Annotated in this window: 15 protein-coding genes and 1 pseudogene; 3 read left to right on the forward strand and 13 right to left on the reverse strand. The window is 73.3% G+C overall.

Annotated features, from left to right (window positions below):
- Positions 1 to 48: 48 nt before the first annotated feature.
- The 4 genes and pseudogenes from ACVMYR_RS02005 to ssd form a co-directional block, all read right to left on the reverse strand.
- A complete protein-coding gene (locus tag ACVMYR_RS02005) occupies positions 49 to 786 on the reverse strand; it encodes a type II secretion system F family protein (RefSeq protein WP_077935701.1) in 738 nt (245 codons plus the stop codon).
- Positions 786 to 1,695, reverse strand: a pseudogene (locus tag ACVMYR_RS02010) (type II secretion system F family protein); the annotation flags it as partial. The pseudogene ACVMYR_RS02010 and the gene ACVMYR_RS02005, both read right to left, overlap by 1 nt.
- A 235-nt stretch (positions 1,696 to 1,930) precedes the next feature.
- Positions 1,931 to 3,181, reverse strand: coding sequence for a TadA family conjugal transfer-associated ATPase (locus ACVMYR_RS02015; protein ID WP_077935700.1), 1,251 nt, complete (start codon positions 3,179 to 3,181; stop codon positions 1,931 to 1,933).
- Positions 3,178 to 4,233: a septum site-determining protein Ssd gene (ssd, locus tag ACVMYR_RS02020; protein WP_198956422.1), complete on the reverse strand. Its 1,056-nt coding sequence runs from the start codon at positions 4,231 to 4,233 to the stop codon at positions 3,178 to 3,180. The genes ACVMYR_RS02015 and ssd overlap by 4 nt, the downstream gene beginning before the upstream one ends.
- 404 nt (positions 4,234 to 4,637) lie before the next feature.
- Between ssd and ACVMYR_RS02025 the strand changes: the two genes are divergently transcribed.
- Positions 4,638 to 5,522, forward strand: coding sequence for a VHL beta domain-containing protein (locus ACVMYR_RS02025; RefSeq protein WP_077935698.1), 885 nt, complete (start codon positions 4,638 to 4,640; stop codon positions 5,520 to 5,522).
- Positions 5,523 to 5,578: 56 nt separating this feature from the next.
- Here ACVMYR_RS02025 and ACVMYR_RS02030 read toward each other — a convergent pair whose 3' ends face one another.
- From ACVMYR_RS02030 to ACVMYR_RS02070, 9 genes are all read right to left on the reverse strand, one after another.
- Positions 5,579 to 7,036, reverse strand: coding sequence for an endo-1,4-beta-xylanase (locus ACVMYR_RS02030; protein ID WP_198956419.1), 1,458 nt, complete (start codon positions 7,034 to 7,036; stop codon positions 5,579 to 5,581).
- Between the two features lie 329 nt (positions 7,037 to 7,365).
- Positions 7,366 to 9,267: an EAL domain-containing protein gene (locus ACVMYR_RS02035; RefSeq protein WP_457120967.1), complete on the reverse strand. Its 1,902-nt coding sequence runs from the start codon at positions 9,265 to 9,267 to the stop codon at positions 7,366 to 7,368.
- The gene (locus tag ACVMYR_RS02040) at positions 9,254 to 9,877 is read right to left on the reverse strand and encodes an RNA polymerase sigma factor (protein WP_353899826.1); all 624 of its coding nucleotides are present in this window, start codon (positions 9,875 to 9,877) and stop codon (positions 9,254 to 9,256) included. The genes ACVMYR_RS02035 and ACVMYR_RS02040 overlap by 14 nt, the downstream gene beginning before the upstream one ends.
- Positions 9,874 to 10,167 (reverse strand): hypothetical protein, encoded by a 294-nt coding sequence (locus ACVMYR_RS02045; RefSeq protein WP_396788730.1) that lies wholly within the window; start codon positions 10,165 to 10,167, stop codon positions 9,874 to 9,876. The genes ACVMYR_RS02040 and ACVMYR_RS02045 overlap by 4 nt, the downstream gene beginning before the upstream one ends.
- A gap of 205 nt (positions 10,168 to 10,372) precedes the next feature.
- A complete protein-coding gene (locus tag ACVMYR_RS02050) occupies positions 10,373 to 13,597 on the reverse strand; it encodes a helicase HerA domain-containing protein (protein ID WP_457120968.1) in 3,225 nt (1,074 codons plus the stop codon).
- The gene (locus ACVMYR_RS02055; RefSeq protein ID WP_457120969.1) at positions 13,597 to 14,250 is read right to left on the reverse strand and encodes a hypothetical protein; all 654 of its coding nucleotides are present in this window, start codon (positions 14,248 to 14,250) and stop codon (positions 13,597 to 13,599) included. The genes ACVMYR_RS02050 and ACVMYR_RS02055 overlap by 1 nt, the downstream gene beginning before the upstream one ends.
- Positions 14,237 to 15,343, reverse strand: coding sequence for an endonuclease domain-containing protein (locus ACVMYR_RS02060; RefSeq protein ID WP_457120970.1), 1,107 nt, complete (start codon positions 15,341 to 15,343; stop codon positions 14,237 to 14,239). The genes ACVMYR_RS02055 and ACVMYR_RS02060 overlap by 14 nt, the downstream gene beginning before the upstream one ends.
- Before the next feature lie 227 nt (positions 15,344 to 15,570).
- Positions 15,571 to 16,266 carry an HAD family hydrolase gene (locus ACVMYR_RS02065; RefSeq protein ID WP_457120971.1) on the reverse strand — a complete coding sequence of 232 codons (696 nt, stop codon included), beginning with the start codon at positions 16,264 to 16,266 and terminating at the stop codon, positions 15,571 to 15,573.
- 250 nt (positions 16,267 to 16,516) lie between these two features.
- Entirely contained in the window at positions 16,517 to 17,161 is a 645-nt protein-coding gene (locus ACVMYR_RS02070) for a dihydrofolate reductase family protein (RefSeq protein ID WP_457120972.1), read from the reverse strand.
- A 73-nt stretch (positions 17,162 to 17,234) separates the two neighbouring features.
- Between ACVMYR_RS02070 and ACVMYR_RS02075 the strand changes: the two genes are divergently transcribed.
- Positions 17,235 to 17,762 carry a winged helix-turn-helix transcriptional regulator gene (locus tag ACVMYR_RS02075; protein ID WP_457120973.1) on the forward strand — a complete coding sequence of 176 codons (528 nt, stop codon included), beginning with the start codon at positions 17,235 to 17,237 and terminating at the stop codon, positions 17,760 to 17,762.
- 110 nt (positions 17,763 to 17,872) lie between these two features.
- Positions 17,873 to 18,073 carry a hypothetical protein gene (locus tag ACVMYR_RS02080; protein ID WP_457120974.1) on the forward strand — a complete coding sequence of 67 codons (201 nt, stop codon included), beginning with the start codon at positions 17,873 to 17,875 and terminating at the stop codon, positions 18,071 to 18,073.
- Positions 18,074 to 19,079: the final 1,006 nt, after the last annotated feature.

Below are 19,079 nucleotides of genomic sequence, written 5' to 3' on the forward strand. Positions count from 1 at the left end.
GTGTTCCTTTCTCGACTTGTCGCCGCGCGGCCGGTCGGCCGACGGCGCTCAGAGCACGTCGCCGAGGACGGCGACGATCACCGGCACCAGGCCGGCGAGAATGAAGGCCGGCAGGAAGCAGAGCCCCAGCGGCAGCACGATGAGGACACCGGCCCGGCGGGCGGACGCCTCGGCGGCGGTCGAGCGGTCGGCGCGCAGGTCGTCGGCCAGGCGGGTCAGCGCGCCGGCGAGGGCGGCACCGCTGCTCGACGAGCGCAGCGCCGCCGCGGCCAGCCGCTCGGCCCCCGGTACCGCAGCGAGATGCGCCCACGCCTCCTCGGAGCCGCCGCCGAGGAGCAGGGTCCGGCCGACCCGGCCGAGGCGGTCCCCAAACGGTCCGCCGAGCGCTTCGGCCACCGCGAGCACCGAACGGTCGACGGGTGCCCCGGCCCGCATCGCGGACGCGAGAAGGTCCGCGGCGAGGGGCAGGTCGGCGGCCTCCCGCAGCCGCCGCTCCCGGGCGACGCGCGGCTCGATCCGGCGCAGTCCCCGGTCCGCCACGACGGCGGCGAGGGCGCCGCCGAGCAGTCCCGACCAGCCGCCCAGCACGATCAGGACCGCCGCCCCGGCCAGCCCTGCCCCGAGGCGTACCGGGTCGGGCCACCACGCCGGGCGCGACCGCCCGGCAGGCTCGTTCCGCCGGCTCAGGCCGCGCAGCCGCCGGGCGGGGTCGGCCCGCGTACGGACGGACAGGGCGAGCACGGCCGCCACGGCGAGACAGCCGGCGGCCAGCGCATGGCGGGACATCAGCGGCTCCCGTCCGGTGCCGCGCCGAGCCGTTCGGCCCAGAACAGGCCCGCGAGCTGGAGAACGACGGCCGCCACCGCGCAGCCACCACCGACGGGGGTGTGCAGCAGGACCGCGACGGGGTCGACGCCGACCCCGTACCCCAGCCCGATGCCGCCGAGGGGCAACGCGGCGAGGAGCCAGGCGGTGGCCCGGCTCCCGGCCGCCTGCGCTGCGGCGGCCGCGAGTCCCCGATCGGTGGCCCGCGCGTCGGCCTCGATGCGTTCCAGCAGGTCGGCGAGGGGTGCCCCGGTCCGGTCGGCGAGCTGAACCGCCGCGCGGGCCAGCCGCCCGAGCCGGTCGGCGGCTGCGGGGTCGACGGGCAGCGAGGCGGCGGCCGTCAGCACCGGAACGCCGGCACGCAGGTCCGCGGCGAGGGCGCAGAGCTGGTCCAGGCTGCGCCGCCGCGCGAGCTGCGCCTGCCGGACCAGCCGCCTGCGGAGCAGACCACGTACGGCCAGCGCCCCGTACGCGCCGACCACCACGGCGGCCACCGGCCCGGCCAGTACGGCACCGGACGCCGCACCCGCCACGCCCCCGACCAGCGGGGTCCGCCGAGGCGAGGCCGACAGCCAGGCCGGGACGTGCAGCGACCGGAGACCGGCCACCGACAGCCGGGCACGCCCACCGCCGCCCGCCCCGTCGCGCGGCGGAACCGTGGACGGGCCCGGGTGGGGCGGCGTCTCGGATCGGAGCAGGGCGCCTGCCGGCCTGCGCGGATCACGCCGACCGGGCGGGCCGGACCGTCCGCCGGGCTCCGCCGGACCGTAAGCGCCAGCGGGGCCGACCGAGGGACGGTGACCGGTCGGACCGGGCGAGGGACGGTGACCCGCCGGGCCGGACGAGGGACGGTGACCCGTCGGGCCGGACCGGCTGGAGGGCGGGCCCGGGGTGCAGGGGCCGACGGTGGCCCAGGCCGGTCGGGCACCGGACGGCGCGGGGTCCCGCACCGGCCGACCGGCGTCCGGCGCGCCGGCTCCCCCCGCCGGGTGCGGGGGCGGTTGCCCGAGCAGCGCGCGTCTCCTGGCCCGGCTGCTGCGCATCGGCCACACCACGGCCGCAGCGGCGGCGACGAGGAGGGCGGCCACCAGCCACTCGGTCGTGCTCACCCGGGCTCCCCGTGGCGGGCAGGGGCCCCGGCCCGGCCGTCCCGTTCGGTGCCGCCCCGCCACGCCTCACCCAGGACCGACGGGACGGGCACGTCCCGCTCCCGCAGCAACACGCCGAGGGCCTGCGCGGCGGGACCGGGGCCGTGGCCGCGTACCCAGGCGGGGACGACCGTGACGAGGCGGTCCGGGCCGTCCGGAAGCAGCAGGCAGACCGACTCCAGGACGCGGCCCCGCGCGCCCCGGCGGACCTGGAGCAGCACCTGGAGCGCGGCGGCGACCTGGGCGTGCAGCGCGGCCCGGGGCAGCCCGCCCAGCATGCCGAGCGCCTCCAGCCGGGCCGGTACGTCCGAGGGCGCGTTGGCGTGCAGCGTCCCCGCGCCGCCGTCGTGGCCGGTGTTCAGCGCGGCGAGCAGGTCGACGACCTCCCCGCCCCGGCATTCCCCGACGACGAGCCGGTCGGGGCGCATCCGGAGCGCCTGCCGCACCAGGTCGCTGAGCCCGACCGCGCCGGCACCCTCCACGTTGGAGGTGCGGGCCTGCAGTCCGACCACGTGCGGATGCAGGGGGCGCAGCTCGGCGGCGTCCTCGACCAGCACGATCCGCTCGTTGCCGGGGACCAGCCCGAGCAGGGTGTTGAGCAGGGTCGTCTTGCCGGAGCCGGTGCCGCCCACCACCAGGTACGCGAGCCGGGCGGCCACCACGGCGGCGAGCACCGGGGCGACCGGCCGGGGCACGGTGCCCTGCCGCACGAGGTCGTCCAGGGTGAACGGGCGCTGCCGGAAGGTGCGCAGGGACAGGTAGGGCCCGTCGGTGGCCACCGGGGGCAGCACGGCGTGCAACCTCGTGCCGTCCGGCAGCCGGGCGTCGGCGTACGGGGAGCCGTCGTCGAGGCGACGGCCGGCTCCGGCGGCGAGGCGCTGCGCCAGGCGGCGTACGTCGTCGACGGTGCCCACCGGCACCGCGACCTGGTGCAGGCCCTGGCCCCGGTCGACCCACACCCGGTTGCCGTTGACGAGAACGTCGGTCACCTCCGGGTCGGCGAGCAGGGGTGCCAGCGGGCCCGCGCCGACCAGGTCGTCGTGCACCCGGCCGGCGATGCGCAGCACGGCGGTGTCGCCGAGGACCGCCGCCGCCGGCTCGGCGCGGACGGCGGAGACCACCGCCGCCGGCGTGACCGGGGCGGCCGTGGCGGCGAAGCGCTGCCGCACCCGGCTGGCGATCTCCTCACCGTCGGCGTGGCCGTTCACGCCGCACCCGGCATCGGGACGCCGGTCAGCTCGCCGACGATCCGCTGGCAGAGCGCGGCGAGGGGGCCGCGCCCGTCGGCGGCGGGGGCCTCCCCGCGCTCCAGTCCCCGGCACAGCCCCGGCTCGGGGCGGAGCGTGCCGGCCAGCGGCAGGCCCAGCGCGCGGGCGACTTCGACGGCCTTGAGCCGGCCCGGCGCCGGGCCCCGCACGACGACGGACAGTTGGGCGCAGTGCGGGGCGGCGGCCGCCGCCACCCGGGCCGCCGCAGCGGTGGCCCGCAGCTCGGCCGGCACGACGAGGAACGCCTGGTCGGCGGCCTGCAACGCGAGCACGGCCGGGTCGTCGAGGTGCCGGGGCACGTCGACCACGACGAAGTCGCGCCCGCGTCGGGCCGCGTCGAGGGTGGCCGCCATGGCCGGGGCGGGCAGCGGCAGGGGGTCTCCCCGGTCCCAGGAGAGCACCACCAGGTCGCCGCGGCTGGGCAGGGCCCGCACCAGTGCCGGCGGGTCGACCCGGCCGTCGGCGTCGGTCAGCGCCGGCCAGCGCAGCCCGTCCAGTTGTTCCCAGCCGAGCACCAGGTCGAGTCCGCCGCCGAGCGGGTCGGCGTCGACGAGGAGGGTGCGCAGCCGGGCCCGGGCGGCGGTGACGGCCAACCCGCCGGCGAGGATGCTGGCTCCGGCGCCGCCCCGGCCGCCGAGCACCGCGACGACCCGGGCCACGCCGTCTCCGGCGCGGTCCGGCGCGCACTCGGCGAACCGGTCCACCAGCCACGGCTCGGCGGCCGGCAGCGTGGCGACGTGTTCGGCACCGATCAGCTCGGCGATCTCCCAGCCGGGGTCCAGTTGCCCCGTCCGGCCCACCAGGACCATGCGCGACCGGCGCGGCAGTCGCGCCCGCAGGCAGGGCTGGGCCTGGTCGTCGCCCACCAGCACCAGCGGCGCCGGTGACCACCGGGACCGGGCGGCGGCCGGGTCCGCGGCCACCTCGACCTCGGTGCCGCCTGCGGCGGCGAGCCGGAGCAGGTCGTCGAGCAGGCCGTCGTCCGAGGTCACCACCAGGGGCAGTCGGCGGCGCGGTGGGAGCGGGGTACGGGGTGGTGGCATCGCGGCCTCCAGCAGTTGGGCTCGGGGGTGCTGCCGGAGAGCGTGCCGGGTGGGGCCCGGACCGGCCGCCCACGATGGCTTCCCTGTGGACAACCGGGGGCACTGTGGACAACGCCCGAAAGCCCAGTGGATCTGCTATGGCGGGCCGGAGCGGCGCAGGTCGGAGGGGTCGGCCGCGGCAGGCGCGTGGGTTCCGTCGCGCGCCCCGCGCCCGAATATGCCGCCGGCCCGGGTGCCCGATGGACGGCCGGGGCAGAATTCCCCCCGGCAACCATTGACCTTGGGGAACCCATTTCGCATAATTCGGTCCTCCGTGCCGCTGTTTCGAGCGGCACCGTGCGCGGATCGGGGCCATGACCCACTCAAACGATTTCGACGATCGGCGCAGGCTCGACATCTCCAGGGGCACCGGGGAAGGCGCCGGGACGGCGGCGCGCCTGCGCATCGGCGGCTGGGTGCCGCCGTCGGTGGAGCGCGCGGCTCTGCCGTCCGCGCCGTACCAGGCGTTTTCCGTCGGGGACGGCTGGACCGGGGCGGGGCCGGGGGCGGCACCGGCCGCCCAGCCGGCGTCCGCGCCGTCGAGACGCGCCTACGGCAGCGAGGGGCCGCAGCTGGCCCTCGTGCTGACCTCCGTGGCGGTCGGGCTGGTGGCCACGCTGGTCATCACGCTGCTTCCGTTGTTCAACGCCTACCAGCCGTACCAGCCGGGGCCGATCGCCCAGGAGCCGATCCGGGTGGGCCTGCCCACCGACAGCGCGACGCCCACCCCCACCCTCTCGCCGGCGTTGGGGTCGCTGTCGAACCGGGCCTCGTCGTCGGCCCGGGCTTCCGCGTCGAGCCGCCCGTCGACCGGGCGGCCCCGCGACACCGGCCCGACCCCGACCACCCGCGCGACCACGAGCCGGCCCGCCCCGGCGACGACCGGGCCGCGGCCGCAGCCCACCCAGGCGGGTACGGCGGAGCTGCAGGCGCTTCCGCCGTCTGCGGAGTCGCGCCTGCGGTCGACCAGCGGCGGTCGCTCGACGTACGTCGACTTCGTCAACGCCCGGCGCGAGCGGGTCGTCGTGTACTGGCTCGACTGGGACGGCCGCCGCCGGCAGTACCGGACGCTGGGGCCGGGCGAGTCGTACCGGCAGCAGACCTATGTCGGGCACCCGTGGGTGGTCACGAACGACCGGGGGTGGGCGCTGGCCTGCTTCCAGCCGGAGCCCGAGACGCGTCGGGCCGTGGTGCGCTGAAACGACGGTGGCTCACCGTCGCGGCATCAGCCACGGCGGTGAGCCACCGCACCTCGCTAGTTGGCGACGAGGCGGAACTGCTGGTTGGCCTGCCCGTGGCAGTCGTAGAGCTGGACCTGCTGCCCGTTGCCGGTGCCCCACACGTCGAGGCAGCGGCCGGACTGGACACCCGAGATGGTGCCGTTGGAGTTGACGTTCCACTGCTGGTTGGCCTGGCCGTTGCAGCTGTAGATCTGGACCGCCGCGCCGTTGCCGGAGCCGTTGGCGTCCAGGCACTTGCTGCCGTACACGGTCAGTTGCTTGCTCGCGGTGTACGTCCACTGCTGGTTGCTCTGGCCGTGGCAGTCGTAGAGCTGCACGCGGGTGCCGTCGCTCTGCGACACGTTGGGCACGTCGATGCACCGGCCCGACTGGCTGCCGACGATCCGGTTGGCGCCGCCGGACGGCGGCGGCGTGGTCGGCGTGGCGGTCGGCGTGGACGTCGGGCCGCCGGTCGGTCCGGGGCCGGCGGCGTTGAGGGCGTTGAGGACCGAGGTGTACGCGGCCTTCTTGTTGCCCCCGCCGTCGAACAGCAGCGGGTTCTCGCCTGAGCGCCAGGAGTCGCTGTCGCGGACGCCCCAGACGGTGATGCCGATGCAGCGGGGCACGTTCAGGCAGGCCTGGGTGAGGCCGGCGTACTGGGTGGTGGAGGCGTTGGTGACGTCGACCTCGGTCAGCGCCACGTCGACGCCGAGCGCGGCGAAGCTGGACAGCGTGGTCTGGAAGTTGCTCGGCAGGGAGCTGCCGCCGGTGAAGTGGGTCTGCAGGCCGACGCAGTCGATCGGCACGCCACGGGACTTGAAGTCCTGGATCATCCGGTAGACGCCCTGCGTCTTGCCGTAGCTCCAGTTCTCGATGTTGTAGTCGTTGTAGCAGAGCTTGACCGACGGGTCGGCGGCCCGGGCGGTGCGGAACGCCACCTCGATCCAGTCGTTGCCGGTGCCCTGGAGGTTGGAGCTGCGGCGGCTGCCGTCCTCGTTGAACGCCTCGTTGACCACGTCCCACGCGGCGAGCTTGCCCTTGTAGTGGGCCATCACGCCGTTGATGTGGTTGATCATGGCGGTGCGCAGCGCGCTGCCGCTCAGGCGCTGCATCCAGCCCGGCTGCTGGGCGTGCCAGGCCAGGGTGTGCCCCCGGACCTTCAGGCCACGTTGGGTGGCCCAGTTGTAGATCTGGTCGCCGGCCGAGAAGTTGAACTGGCCCTGGTTGGGCTCCGTCGCGTCCGGCTTCATCTCGTTCTCGGCCGTGATCATGTTGAACTCACGCGCCGCGATGGTGCTGTACGTGGAGTCGTTCAACCGACCCCCGGCGATGGCGGTGCCGAAGTAGCGGCCCGACTGCGCCGCCGCGGCCCCCAGCGTGGTGGCGGCCTGGGCCAGGCTGGGCACCACCAGCGCCGCACCGGCCAGCACCAGCGCGCTGGCGGCGGTGGCCACCACCGCGCGGCGGCGGCCGTTGCTCAGTAGACGTTTCATGACACTCCTTTGCATATCCATCGACGATGCGCAAAGTTGGAAGGAAGCGCGGATTCACGGCCCGTTTCCGAAACTTTCGGAAACTGCCGTAACTGGACTGCAACATACCCGCAACCGCGTGATCGGTCAACGTCGATGGCCAACCGGCGCGAGGCCAGGGCGGTACCACCGCTCCATCGTGCTCACGGCACGCCGGAAGCCCGCCAGGCGGCACGACCCCTGCCGGGCACGGCGATCCCGCCGCCAGAAGCCGAAACTTTCGGCGCGCGGCGCGGGGTAAGGGCGAGGCCGCGAGGCGCGGCGCAAGGCGCGGGGCCGCGCGCCTCGGTTCAGCCGAGGGCGGTGTGTTGCGGCGGGAACCGCAGTTCGAGTTCGACCGTCTGCACCGCGTCCTGGCTCACCGTGATCGGCTCGGGTCGGCCGGTCCAGTAGCCCTGGGCGAAGTCGACGCCGTAGCTCTTCAGGTGCTCGACGGTCGCGTCGTCCTGCACGTACTCGGCCGCGACGCGGATGCCGAGCGTCTGGCACAGCTCCACGAGCTTCGACACCACGGCCTGGTCCGCCGGCGACCGGCAGAGGTCGACGATGAACGTTCCGTCGATCTTGACGAGGTCCACCGGGAGGTACTTCAGGTGCGCGAGCGCGCCGTATCCGGTGCCGAAGTCGTCGAGCGCCAGGTGGCAGCCCGCCGCCCTGATCCCCCGGGCGAAGGCCAGCGCCTCGTTCCGGTTCTCGATGAGCGCCGTTTCGGTGATCTCGAACGTCAGGCGTTCCGGCTTGACCCCGTACCGGTCGATCGCCTCCGTCACGAAGGTCAGCAGTCCCGGGTCGGCGAGGGACTTCCCCGAGATGTTGACCTGGTAGTGGGAGGTCTGTGCGCCCCGGCCGATGAACTCCAGGGCGTGGTCGACGACCCACTTGTCGACCGCGAGGATCTCGCCGACGCGTTCGGCCATGTCGAGGAAGGCCACCGGCGCGACCGGCTCCCCGGTGTCGCTGCGCACCCGCAGGAGGATCTCGTGGCGGGTGACCTGGTTCAGGTTGAGGTCGACGATGGGCTGGGCGTAGAGGGCGAACCTGCTGGCCGAGACCGCGTGCCGGACACGGGAGCGGCACCGGGCCGTCCGCTCGCCGTCCGCGACCGGCTGGTCGAGCACGACGACGGAGGCGGTGTCGCGGCGCGCGTCCCGGGCCGCGTGCTCGCCGTCGACGAGCAGGTCGAAGCCGGTGGCGAGCACGCCGCTGCCGAAGCGCACCACGCCCGCCGAGGTGTTGAGCCGCAGGGTGTTCTGCCGGATGCCGAACAGGTGGTTCCGGAACGTCTCCACGATCCGGGCCGCCAGGCTCTCGGCGGCCTCCGCGCGCCCGTCGGCCGGCGCGAGAAGCACCCCCCACAATCCGGAGCCGACCAGACCTGCGGTCACGTCGTTGCCGACGGCCGTGCGCAGCAGCCGGGCGACCGACGCCGTCAGGCGGTCGCGGTCGGCGTCGGTGAGCGCGTCCGGCAGCCGGGTGGCGGGTTCGGTCGCGACCACGACCAGGGCTCCGCCGGTGGTACGGCGGGCCCGGTCGACCTCGTCGATGACGTACCCGCGGTTCGGCAGCCCGGTGAGGCCGTCCAGCACGGCCAGGTCGGCACCGAGCATCTGGCTCCGAATGGCGAGCCGGCGGCGTTCCTGCCGGGCGAGTTCGAGCGCGGTGACGTCCTCGCCGGTCACGATGATCCCCGACGGTTCGCCCTCGCGGGTGGTGATCTCCAGGTGGCAGTGCACGTGGCGGATGCTGCCGCCGGGCTGGACCACCCGGAAGCCGACCTCGCCCGGCCGGCACCGCGTCCATGCCGTCCGGACGGCCCTGCGGACCCGCTCGGCGTCGGCGGGATGGACGAGCCCGAACAGCGTCTCGGGCGTGAGGCGCAGCGTCCCCGGCGCCTGCCCGAAGATCATCGCCATCTCGTCCGACCAGTGGAGCCGGCCGAGGCCGTCCCGCCCGCCGGCCACCCAGGTGATGGTGCCCAACTTCGCCGACTGGGCGGCACGCGCGACCCTGGTCGCCTCGTCGACGTCCCAGGTCAGCGGGTCGACGAGGGCGGTGTCGACCATGATCTTGTAGCCCTCGGCGAGCGAGAGGTCGTACCGGCTCTGCGCCGCACGCGCGACGCGGCGCGCGCGGGCGAGTTCCAGCGGGCTCGGCCTGGTCTCGGCCAGCGCCAGGATGTCATCGAGGTCCACGACTGGCTCCCTGCCGCCGGTGGCCGTCCGGGGCGACGTAGCCGGCCTCCTCGGCCAGCTCGCGCAGCCCTCGCCTCGCGGCGACCTTGTAGGAGCGGACGCTGTTCTCGGTCAGCCCGAGAATGCGGGCGATCTCCTGGTTGGAGAAGCCCTCCTGCGCCATCTGGAACACCTCGGCGTGCCGTGCCGGGAGCCGGTGCAACCAGCCCCGCAGCAGTTCCTGCGCCTCCCACACGTCGGCGATGTTCGAGTGCGGCGCCGTCGGCAGGTCCTCCGGTGCCATCGCGGCCTCCCGCAGGTGCCGCTGGTGGTCCTTGCGGATCTTGTGGCGCGCCGTGACGATGATCCAGCCGATCGGCCGGTCGTGGACGCGCAGCTTGGACCACTGGACGCGCCCGTGCAGGTACGCCTCGTTGAGCGCGTCCTCGACCACCTCGCGGTCCCGGCACGCCGACCTGAGGATCCGCTCCACCTGGTGGTAGGAGGCCTCGGTGAACGCGGCGAACTCCTGGTCGTGCGCGGCCTTCATGCGTGCGGCCTCCGCCTCGCGCGTCGCCTCGCAGTCGGCCTGCTCCGGTGTCAGGGCGGCGGTGCCCTCGAACTCGATCACGCCGCCTCCCTGGCGGCCTCGGAGTTCGGCCCGCCACGGCCGCCCAGCTCCACCTCGCGGTGCCCGTCGCGGTCGCGCTCCACGATCCGCACCACGTCGTGGTCGGCCTCCGCGAGCCTGGTCAGCCACGTGACCCGGGCTGTCGTACGTGTCGTCAGCTCCCGTTCCTGCTGTATCCGGGCCCGGTACGCGACGCAGGCGCGCACCAGGCCGGCCAGTACCCCAGCGACGGTGACGGCCACGGCCATCACCTGGAATCCGGTGAGCGGTTCCGCCAGCGCTTCGTTCATCGTTCCCCTGCCCCTCTCGGTCGACAATTACTATCCGTGGCGGGCAGCGGTTGTAGACGCCCCAGCGTCCACAATGTTCGGGAAGATCAATGATCAAGCCTTTTACCTGGCAGTACGGCACAAAGTAGTGGCGACGGGACGCTGCGCGAAGGGTGCGTGACAATCCCATCGGGGCAATTTGCACACCGCCCCAGATCACTCTCAGCTACTGTCCCGCCACTCCGGACCGGCCCGTCCCGCGCGCCCGATCCAGCACCTCCTCGACGGTGAGCGGGCTGCGGGGATGATGCGTCAGCGAGAGCGGGGTCCGGATCTTCCGCGGTGCCGCGCCCTCGGCGGCGAGATAGAACTCGCCCACCGTCAGCCGGGAGATGTCCGGCACGTCCCCGCCCTTGGCGCGGGCCATCTCGCGGGCCGCCTCGATCTGGATCGGGCTGTTCATCAGGCCGTACAACTGCGTCGCCGCGTTCCCCGGGATGCGGTTGTGCAGCCCCTTCGGCGCCTGCGTGGCGAAGACCAGCCCGAGCCCGTACTTGCGCGCCTGGGCGGCCAGCGCCAGCGTGCTCTGGGTGCAGGCCGTCATCGCCCCCGACGGGGCGAACGTCTGCGCCTCGTCCATGACGAGCAGCCCCAGCAGCGGCCGGTCGCCGGCCGGGTTCCTCTTGATCCAGGCGAACAGCGCCATCTGGAGCTGGTTGACGAAGCTCTGGCGTACGTCGTCGGAGGGCAGGCCCACGAGGCTGACCACCGACACCCGGGCCCGTTTGCCGGGTGCGGGCGTAAGCAGCACGCCGGGATCCATCGGGGTGCCCTCGCCCCCGAAGAGCGGATCGTTGACCATGGCCGCCGTCAGGTTCTGGGCCAGGCTGAGGCCGATCTTGTCGGCGTCGTCGAGGTCGATGATCCCGTCCGGCAGGTCGGCCAGCGTGTCGACGAGGCCCCTCAGCCGGGAACCGCCGCGCCGGCCGTAGTGCTCGACGGCCTTGCGCAGCACCGCCAGCCCCAGGTGCGCCCTGGTGGCCCGGCCGGTGACCATCGCGCGCGGCGCGAGGGCCGCCACGGCCGCCTCGACGGCCTCACCGAACTCGTCCGGGTCGTCGCGCACGCCGGTGAAGTCGGGCAGCGGCTGGAAGCTCAGCGGGCGGCCCGAGTTGCGGCGCGGCGTCCAGACCACCACGTCGGTGTACGTCAGATAGTCCTCCGCCCGGGCCGCGTCGCCCGGCCGCCACCCCGTGGGCGGCTCGGGCCACTCCTCCCCGAGGCGGGCGAGGTCGTTGTTCGGGTCGAGCACGATGGCGGAGACACCGGCGAGGGCGCACTCCTCGACGATGCGGCGGATGAGCACCGTCTTGCCCGAGCCCGAGCCGGCGAAGATCGTGGTGTGCTTCCGGAGCGCCTCCAGGGCCAGCGGCACGGGCGCGTTGTCGTCGTACCCGTACCCGACGACGAACGCCGGCTCGGCCGGGACGGCGGCAGCCGGGGCCGACTGGGCCGGCTCACCCGACTGGGCCGGCTCGCTGGCGGCCGGGGCCGGAGTGACCGGGGTCGGGGTGACCGGCGGCGGCGCGGCGTCCGTCGTCCAACGGTCGACGTCGGCCAGCGCGTGCTGGAGGAACTTCAGGTCCCGGGTCGGGCGGCGGTCGACCAGCCAGCCCTGGAAGTCCATCGTGGCCTCGGCGAGCATGACCCGCAGCGCCGAGAGGATCCGCAGGTCCTCCTCGTCGACGCCGATGGTCTGCCCGCCCGCCGCAGTGAACGCGGAGACGGCCTTCCGGGTGGCGGCGCTGGTCGACCAGCCGCGGTTGCGCAGCAGGAACAGCGTGCGCTTGGCCGAGCCGGTGTCGAGGGCGGCCGCCACACTCGCCTTGCGGAGCCGGGCCAGCGCCGCGTTGCCGTGGTGGTCGTCGCTGATCGCCCGGAAACACCAGTGCGCCTGGTCCTCGGTGCGCTCGTCGAGCGTCAGGCGCAGCCGGGCGTGCAGCGGCGGATCGGTGCTCGGGGGCGGGTCGACGCTGAACGCCGCACCCGCGTCGCCGCGTTCCAGGATCCAGGCGGTGAGCCCGGCGGCGAGCAGCGGCGGCATCGCCTCGTCCTCCGAGGCCCGGCCGAGCGGGGCGGCGACGTCGGCGGCGTCCCGCAACTCGGCGAAGCGGGCGTCGTAGCGGTCCATCTCCTCGGCGGTGGCCGTGACCGGGGCAGCGGGCCGGGGTGCCCGGGGCTCGGCGGCGGCCGGCTCGCCCAGCGTGGTCATCTCCCGCACCTCGTCGGCGGCGAGGCAGCCACGGATGTGCCGGTCAATCTCGATCAGCAGCTGGCGCGGGGTGAAGGCCCCGGCCTCCGAGAAGGCGCGCGGGGACACCGGCCACGACGGGTACGGCGGCGCGTACCCGACCTCGCCGTAGCGGACGGAGAACCGCTTCTCGATGATCGCCCGCGCGAGGTCGGCATCGTCGATCCGGCGCAGGACCGGAGTCTCCCGGAACCGGTCGGCGACGGTGTCGGCGGCCGTGGACCGGATGATCGTCCACGAGTTTGGGATGCAGGCGAGGACGGTCAACGTGCGCCGCGTCGCCTGCCGCAGCGACATCAGGCCGTCCGCCATCCGGGCCAGCATGAGCGACTGGTCCGGGCTCATCGCGGCGGCGCCCACCACGGCGGGGTCGCTCTGGATCGCCAACTGGGCGATCAGCGTGTCGACCTGGTCGATCGCCACCACCGAGGGGCCGGTCAGCGCCAGCAGCCAGGACAGGTCCTGCACGATCTGCTGGGCCGGTCGGGGCGCGCGCCGCATCCCCCAGGCCGCGCGTTCGCCGGCCACCACCTCCTCGCCGGAGAGGAAGTAGTTCTCCGCCAGGTCGCGGTGGGAGATGTCCTCCGAGGCGGACAGCGCGAGGGCGCGGGCGGTCTCCTGGCAGGTGCGGGCCGCGTGCCGGTCGTAGTCGCCGAGCCCCGTGAGGAAGGCGTCGAGCGCCGGCCGGGTCAGCTCGGTGTCGCCCATCACGGCCCGGCGGGCCGTCCGGGGCGCGCCCACCAGCGCCGACAGCCGCCGCAGCAGCAGCTTGAGCTGCGTCTCGGGGCTGCCGGGCACCGGCCGGGCCAGGCCGTCCAGCAGGGCGGCGAGGACGTTGTCCCAGAAGCTGCCCGCGTCGAGCAGGCCGACCAGGAAGAAGTAGCCGCCCGCCTCCTGCACCCGCTGGCGGACCACGCCCAGCAGGTGGGTCTTGCCGGACCCCCGCTGCCCCTGCACGACGAGGCCGAGCGGGCTGCCGTGCGGGTTCGACGCGGCCTCGTCCACCCCCGCGAGCACCTCCCGGACGACCGGGACGTGCAGGCCCTCGACGTGGAAGGGCAGCGGACGCCACACGTCGTCGGGGACCGGCGCCCAGTCGAACCGCAGGGCCGCCAGCGCGCTCCGCTCCGCCTCGTCCATCACACGCCGATCGCCAGCAGATGGTTGTCCTGCCCGCCGAGGCGCAGCGCGGCCGCGATGTCCACCTCGGTGAGCGTCTTCTGGTTCGACTCCGGCGCGATGGCGACGCCCTCGGAGCGGCTGAGCCGACGCAGCGCCTCGTCCAGGTCCTCGCGCGGCACGTCGGCGAAGAACGGGCGGAGGCGGCGCAGGCTCACCCAGGCCCCCGGTGCGTCGGCGAGCGCCCGGTACGCACTGACCACGCGCGCCGTCAGCGCACCCGCCGGGTCGGCGGCGGCCGTAGGAGCCGACGCGCGTACGTCGGTCACGGCGAACAGCTCGGCCAGCGTGGCGCACCCGCTGCGCGCCAGGACGCGGTCGCGCAGGTTGGCCTGGAGGGCGGTCAACGCGGCGCCGAGCGCCGACGCGCCGCGCAGCGCGAAGTCGAGGTCGCTCTGCATCCGCACCCAGCCCTTGTCGTCGAGCTGGAGGGCGTACGTCGATCCGCTCTTGCGGCTGGCGACGTAGTGCAGGCGGGTGAGCTTGTCGCGCTGCGGCTTGCGTACGTCGAGGTGGTAGCGCTCGCGGAGCTCGGTGTTCAGCACCTCGCGCGCCTCGGCCATGAGCACGACGAGGATCGCGCTCTCCGATGCCGTCAGATCATCGCCGGCCATGCTGCCGTCCTTCCGCCATGTCCCGCCGACGTTCCCGCAGATACGTGCCGATCTGCCGGACCACGGCACCGACGTCGTGGGTCACCCGGGCGTTGGTGAAGCGCAGGACGGCGTAACCATCCAGTTGCAACTGGACGTCGCGCTGCCGGTCGGCCTCGAAGTGGACCGGACGGCAGTGCTCCGGCCCGTCGATCTCCACCACGCACCGTTCGTCGGGCCACACTAGATCCAGCCGGATCGGCATGGCCAGATCGTGCGACCGGTAGCTCTGGTTCCACCGCCGCCCGACGGCCCAGCTCTCGGCGACCAGCGCCGCCTCCAGCCTCTTCTCGGCCTCGCTCGCCGGATGCGGCCGACCCACCACCGCCCCCGCGTCGGGCGACAGCCCGCGCGGCGCGGGCGGCACGGCGCGCGCTGTGCGTGGCAGCGCGGGTGGCACGGTGTGTGGCGGCGCGAGCGACGCGGCGCGCGGCGCGGACGGCAGCGCGACCGAGAACTCCGGCACCGCCTCCAGACCGGCCGCGCCGGCACCGAGCAGCCAGGTGACCGGGCCGCCGTGCTGCACCAGCCAGGCGGCCCCCGCAGCGGAAACCGCGCCGGTGCCGGCGGCCGGCTCGACGAGCAGCACCACCCGACGCCGGCCGAACGCCCCCGCGACGAGCCGCGCCAGCGCCGCCGCCCGGGTGCGCAACGGCAACTGCGCGCCGGACGGCCGCCGGGCCGTCACCGCGAAGACGGCCAGGTCGGGCAGGAAGGAACCGGGATAACGATCGCGGCGGGACCGCGCCGCAGCGGCGGCCCGGACCGCCGCCAGGCCGGACGTGTCCGGGCGTACGCCGTCCGCAGCCTCGGGCAGCCAGGCGGGCAGCAACTCGACGGCGACCTGTTCGAGCTGGCCCAACGCGGCATACACGAAGTCCACCGGCAGCGTGATCCGGGCGGCCGGGCGGTGCACCACGGCGGCCAACTCCGCGTGGTCCCGCGCGATCAGCATGGCCAGCGCGTCGGTGTCCGCGTCGGGCAACGCGACGACCCGGTCGGAGGGGACGTCGGCGAGGCTCCGGTTAACCAGCAGCGTCCGGCCCTCCCCCACGGTCGACGGGACGTCCCGGACAGAGTACGAACGCGCCTCGGGTGACGCCACACCGTCGCGCGACCGCTACGTAGGGCGTCGGAGGGCGGAAAGGCCCTCCCACCAGCGGCGGAATGCTCAGGTGCCGCCGCAGAGTCGGCTTTCGGACCGTGGGAGGGTGGACGTCCCGGCCGAAGCCGTTGCGCGGAGCCCGACGGCCGGCTTGACCGCGCGGACAGCTGGTACAACTACCGCCCGGCGTCCTCGTTCAGCAGCACCTCGACAGCGGCCACGACATCCGTGACGGTGCGATCAGGAGGGGCTAGTTCCGTCGGCCACTCCTTCCCCCGGCTGACCCATAGGGTGGCAAGCCCTGCCGCGCGGCCACCCTCGACATCAAGCACCGGGCTGTCACCGATCGCCCAGCCGCCACCCCGCAGATCAAGACCACACCCACGGGCCGCCGCCTCGAAGATCTCGCGTGCTGGCTTCCGGACGCCCACCTCTGCGGACACCGCCCAGGCGTCGACGCACCGGTCCAGCCCGGTACGCCTGATCTTGCCCAACTGGTTGTCCGCCTGGCCGTTGGTCACGATCGCGACGCTCCAGCCAGCGTCGCGCAGCAGCCTCAGCGACCCCAACACTTCGTCGGGGCAACTCACCAGTTCCGGCATCCGGCGTCGGAACTGCCCCCACGTGGTGTCCACCGATGCCAGACCGAAACGGGCCGTCACCTCGCCAAAGAACCAGTCGCGGGGTACGGCACCGTCCTGATCAGTCGCGATCAGCCAGGCCAGCGCGTCGTCTGGCAGCCCGTGATCGGCGCAGAACTCGACTGCCCAGCGTCGGAATGCGCCCGAACGGTCCACAAGCGTGTTATCGAGATCGAAGAGCGCCATCCGCTGCATGGTCAGCAACCGTACCGAGCGGGTGAAGCCGAGCACTCTTCGTCCGAACGCCGGCATGGCCCACCGTTGCTGCAAGCCGTTGCTCTCCGGCGCTGCTCAATATGGCGATGAGCCGGGCATGTCGCGTTGCCGGAGTCGGAGCAAGGACGCAGCGACTGACACGCGTCCTGACGGCGGCGCGTGCGGCCTGTCAAGAGTAGCCTTGTCAGACGTAAAGAAAGGTTGCACCAATTCGCCGGCAGCCGGCGTGCAGAACGCCGCATGTCCCTGCGATCGGGGTCGGCGGTCATCGCCTCCAGAACAGCAGGTGGGTGACCCCGCTGGGGCTCGGCACCGACTCGAGGTGGAAGCGGTCGAGCAGGTCGTCGGGGCTGTCCCACAGCCGCTCACCTCGGCCGAGGTCGACGGGCGCGACGGCGATGTGCATCGTGTCGACCAGGTCGGCCTCGATGAACTCGCGAATGGTCGCGACTCCACCACCGAGGCGCACGTCCCGACCGTCGGCGGCCTGCCTGGCGCGCTCCAGCGCCTCGGCCGGGCTCGCATCGAGGAAGTGGAAGGTGGTGTCGGACAGGGTGAACGACGGACGTTCGTAGTGGGTGAGCACGAAGACCGGCGTGTGGAACGGCGGGTTGTCCCCCCACCAGCCCTGCCAGTCGTGGTTCTCCCAGGGCCCGCGCTGGGGGCCGAACTTGTTCCGCCCCATGATCTCCGCGCCGATGTTGTGGTCGTAGTCGCGGGTCAGGTAGTCGTCCAGGCCACGGGTGCCGCCGGGTTCGGTGCGGTACATGAAGCTGGCGGTGGCGGCACGCCAGGAGAACAGCTGGGTGGGGTCGGCATGGCCGAAGGGTCGCTCCAGGCTCTGCCCCTCGCCGGTGCCGAACCCGTCACGCGACACGTTGAAGCTCTGCACCCTCAACAACTGCGGCACGGATCCTCCTTGGTAGCTGCGGAGAACTTCCGGTTGCAACTTGCAACCGGTGCCACCGTACTAAACTGGTTGCATGTCGCCATCAGTAGGGGCCGGTCGCCTGCCCGTACCCGATGGAAGGTCCGGATGCCCGATCAACCTGACCGTCGAGCTCCTGGGCGACCGATGGAGCCTGGTCGTGCTGCGTGATCTGATGTTCGGCGGCCACCGGCACTTCCGCGAGCTGCTCACGAACTCGATCGAAGGCATCGCCTCGAACATCCTCGCCAGCCGCCTGTCCAAGCTCGTGGACGCGGGCCTGCTCAGCAGGCACGAGGACCCGACCCACCGACAGAAGATCGACTACCGCCTCACCGAGGCGGCAATCGAACTCGTGCCGCTCATGGCGCATCTCGGCGCCTGGGGCTCCCGATGGCTCCCGACATCACCCGAGCTGTCGATCCGCGCCCAGCTACTCGCCGACGGCGGCCCCGAAATGTGGCAGAGGTTCATGGACGAACTCCGCAGCACGCACCTCGAAGGCCGCCCGCAACCAGCCGACGGAGTTCTCGCCGAACTGACTCTGGCCTACGAACGCGCCCGGGCACGCGCATCGACATGACGGGGCTTCGGTCGCCGTTCGATGCCACGAGCGAAGCGAAGCCGAACGTGCGCCGCCTCGGCGTAGGAGGTGCGAGAATTGACGATGGTTCGAGACGCAGGAGGTGAGCTGTGACGTCGAGCAGCGTTGAGCAGATGCCCGAGTGGCCGACCGCTGAGCACGTACCGGCTGAGGAGCTGGCGCGTCGCCAGGGGATTCGGCCTGTCGCCTCCGTCGACGACCTGGCGCGGCCCGGCCTGTTCGAGTCGGACGAGGAGTTGGACGACTTCCTCGCCGACCTTTACACCTCCCGGCGAGCTGGCGCCGCGTGAGTCTGGTCGTCCTGGACACCGACGTCGCGTCGGCGATCCTCCGGGGGGCGGCTGCATGACCGCTTCGACGAGGCGGTGGCGACAGTCTGGGGGCAACTCCAGGCTCGGGCGCAGCATCGCGGGCGGCCCCGGCCGACGAATGACTCCTGGATTGCGGCGTACTGCCTGCTCGACCGGCGCTGCCGTTGGCGACGTTCAACGGCCGACTTCGACGGCCTTCGCCTCTTCGACGTCTCCTAGCTTCCACCAACGCGGACGACCGCCGGGGCCCGCAGACGCGGCTCCTCATACGCGCCAGCAAGCTCCCACGTCGGGCCGGCCTTCGGACCCGGCCGACCCGGGAAACGCGCGCCTTGACCCGGCCCTCAACGGCACCGGGAAAGGGACGACCCCCGTCGGGGGGAATGACCTGACGTAGCAGCGAGTGTGATCGAGTGCCGTACCGCGTGGTCAGACGTATCGGTCGTGCCATGGAGCATGATCGAGAGTCGCCACGCGGTGCGGCGTTCGCTGACGATCCGCTGACTCCTGTGCTTCGCGCCGCACCTGTCAACCCGCCAGCGATCAGCCGTGACGGGCGCTGCTGGCCGCCCGGCGCTGCCGCCGCCGAAGTAGCCAGCTCGGTTTCAATCCTCCCTGCCTGTCAATGTGTTCGCACAGCTCGCGTCGACGGTAGGCACCAGGAACGCCTGCTCCTACGGCCACCCGAGCGCAGGAACTCGCCCTGGCTGACTCCGTGCGCGTAGCCCATGATCGCCTTTGAGCCATAACTGACGCCCGTTGACCTCAAGAAAGTACGTCCGGGCGACCCCGAAGCCGCATTTGTCCAGAAGCGCCTCCCGGCCAAGCTTGTCGAACTCCTGAACTGCGGCGACGACATCGGAGCGTGTCACATCAGCAAGGCGCACAACCAACATCGTAGGTGGCAGGACCACGACTAATGGCCCTGCTGATCCGGAGCTCCGTGGTCAGGGCGTGCGCGGCCGGGCTGGATGTCGGATGATCC

Source organism: Micromonospora sp. PTRAS2, from assembly GCF_054052245.1.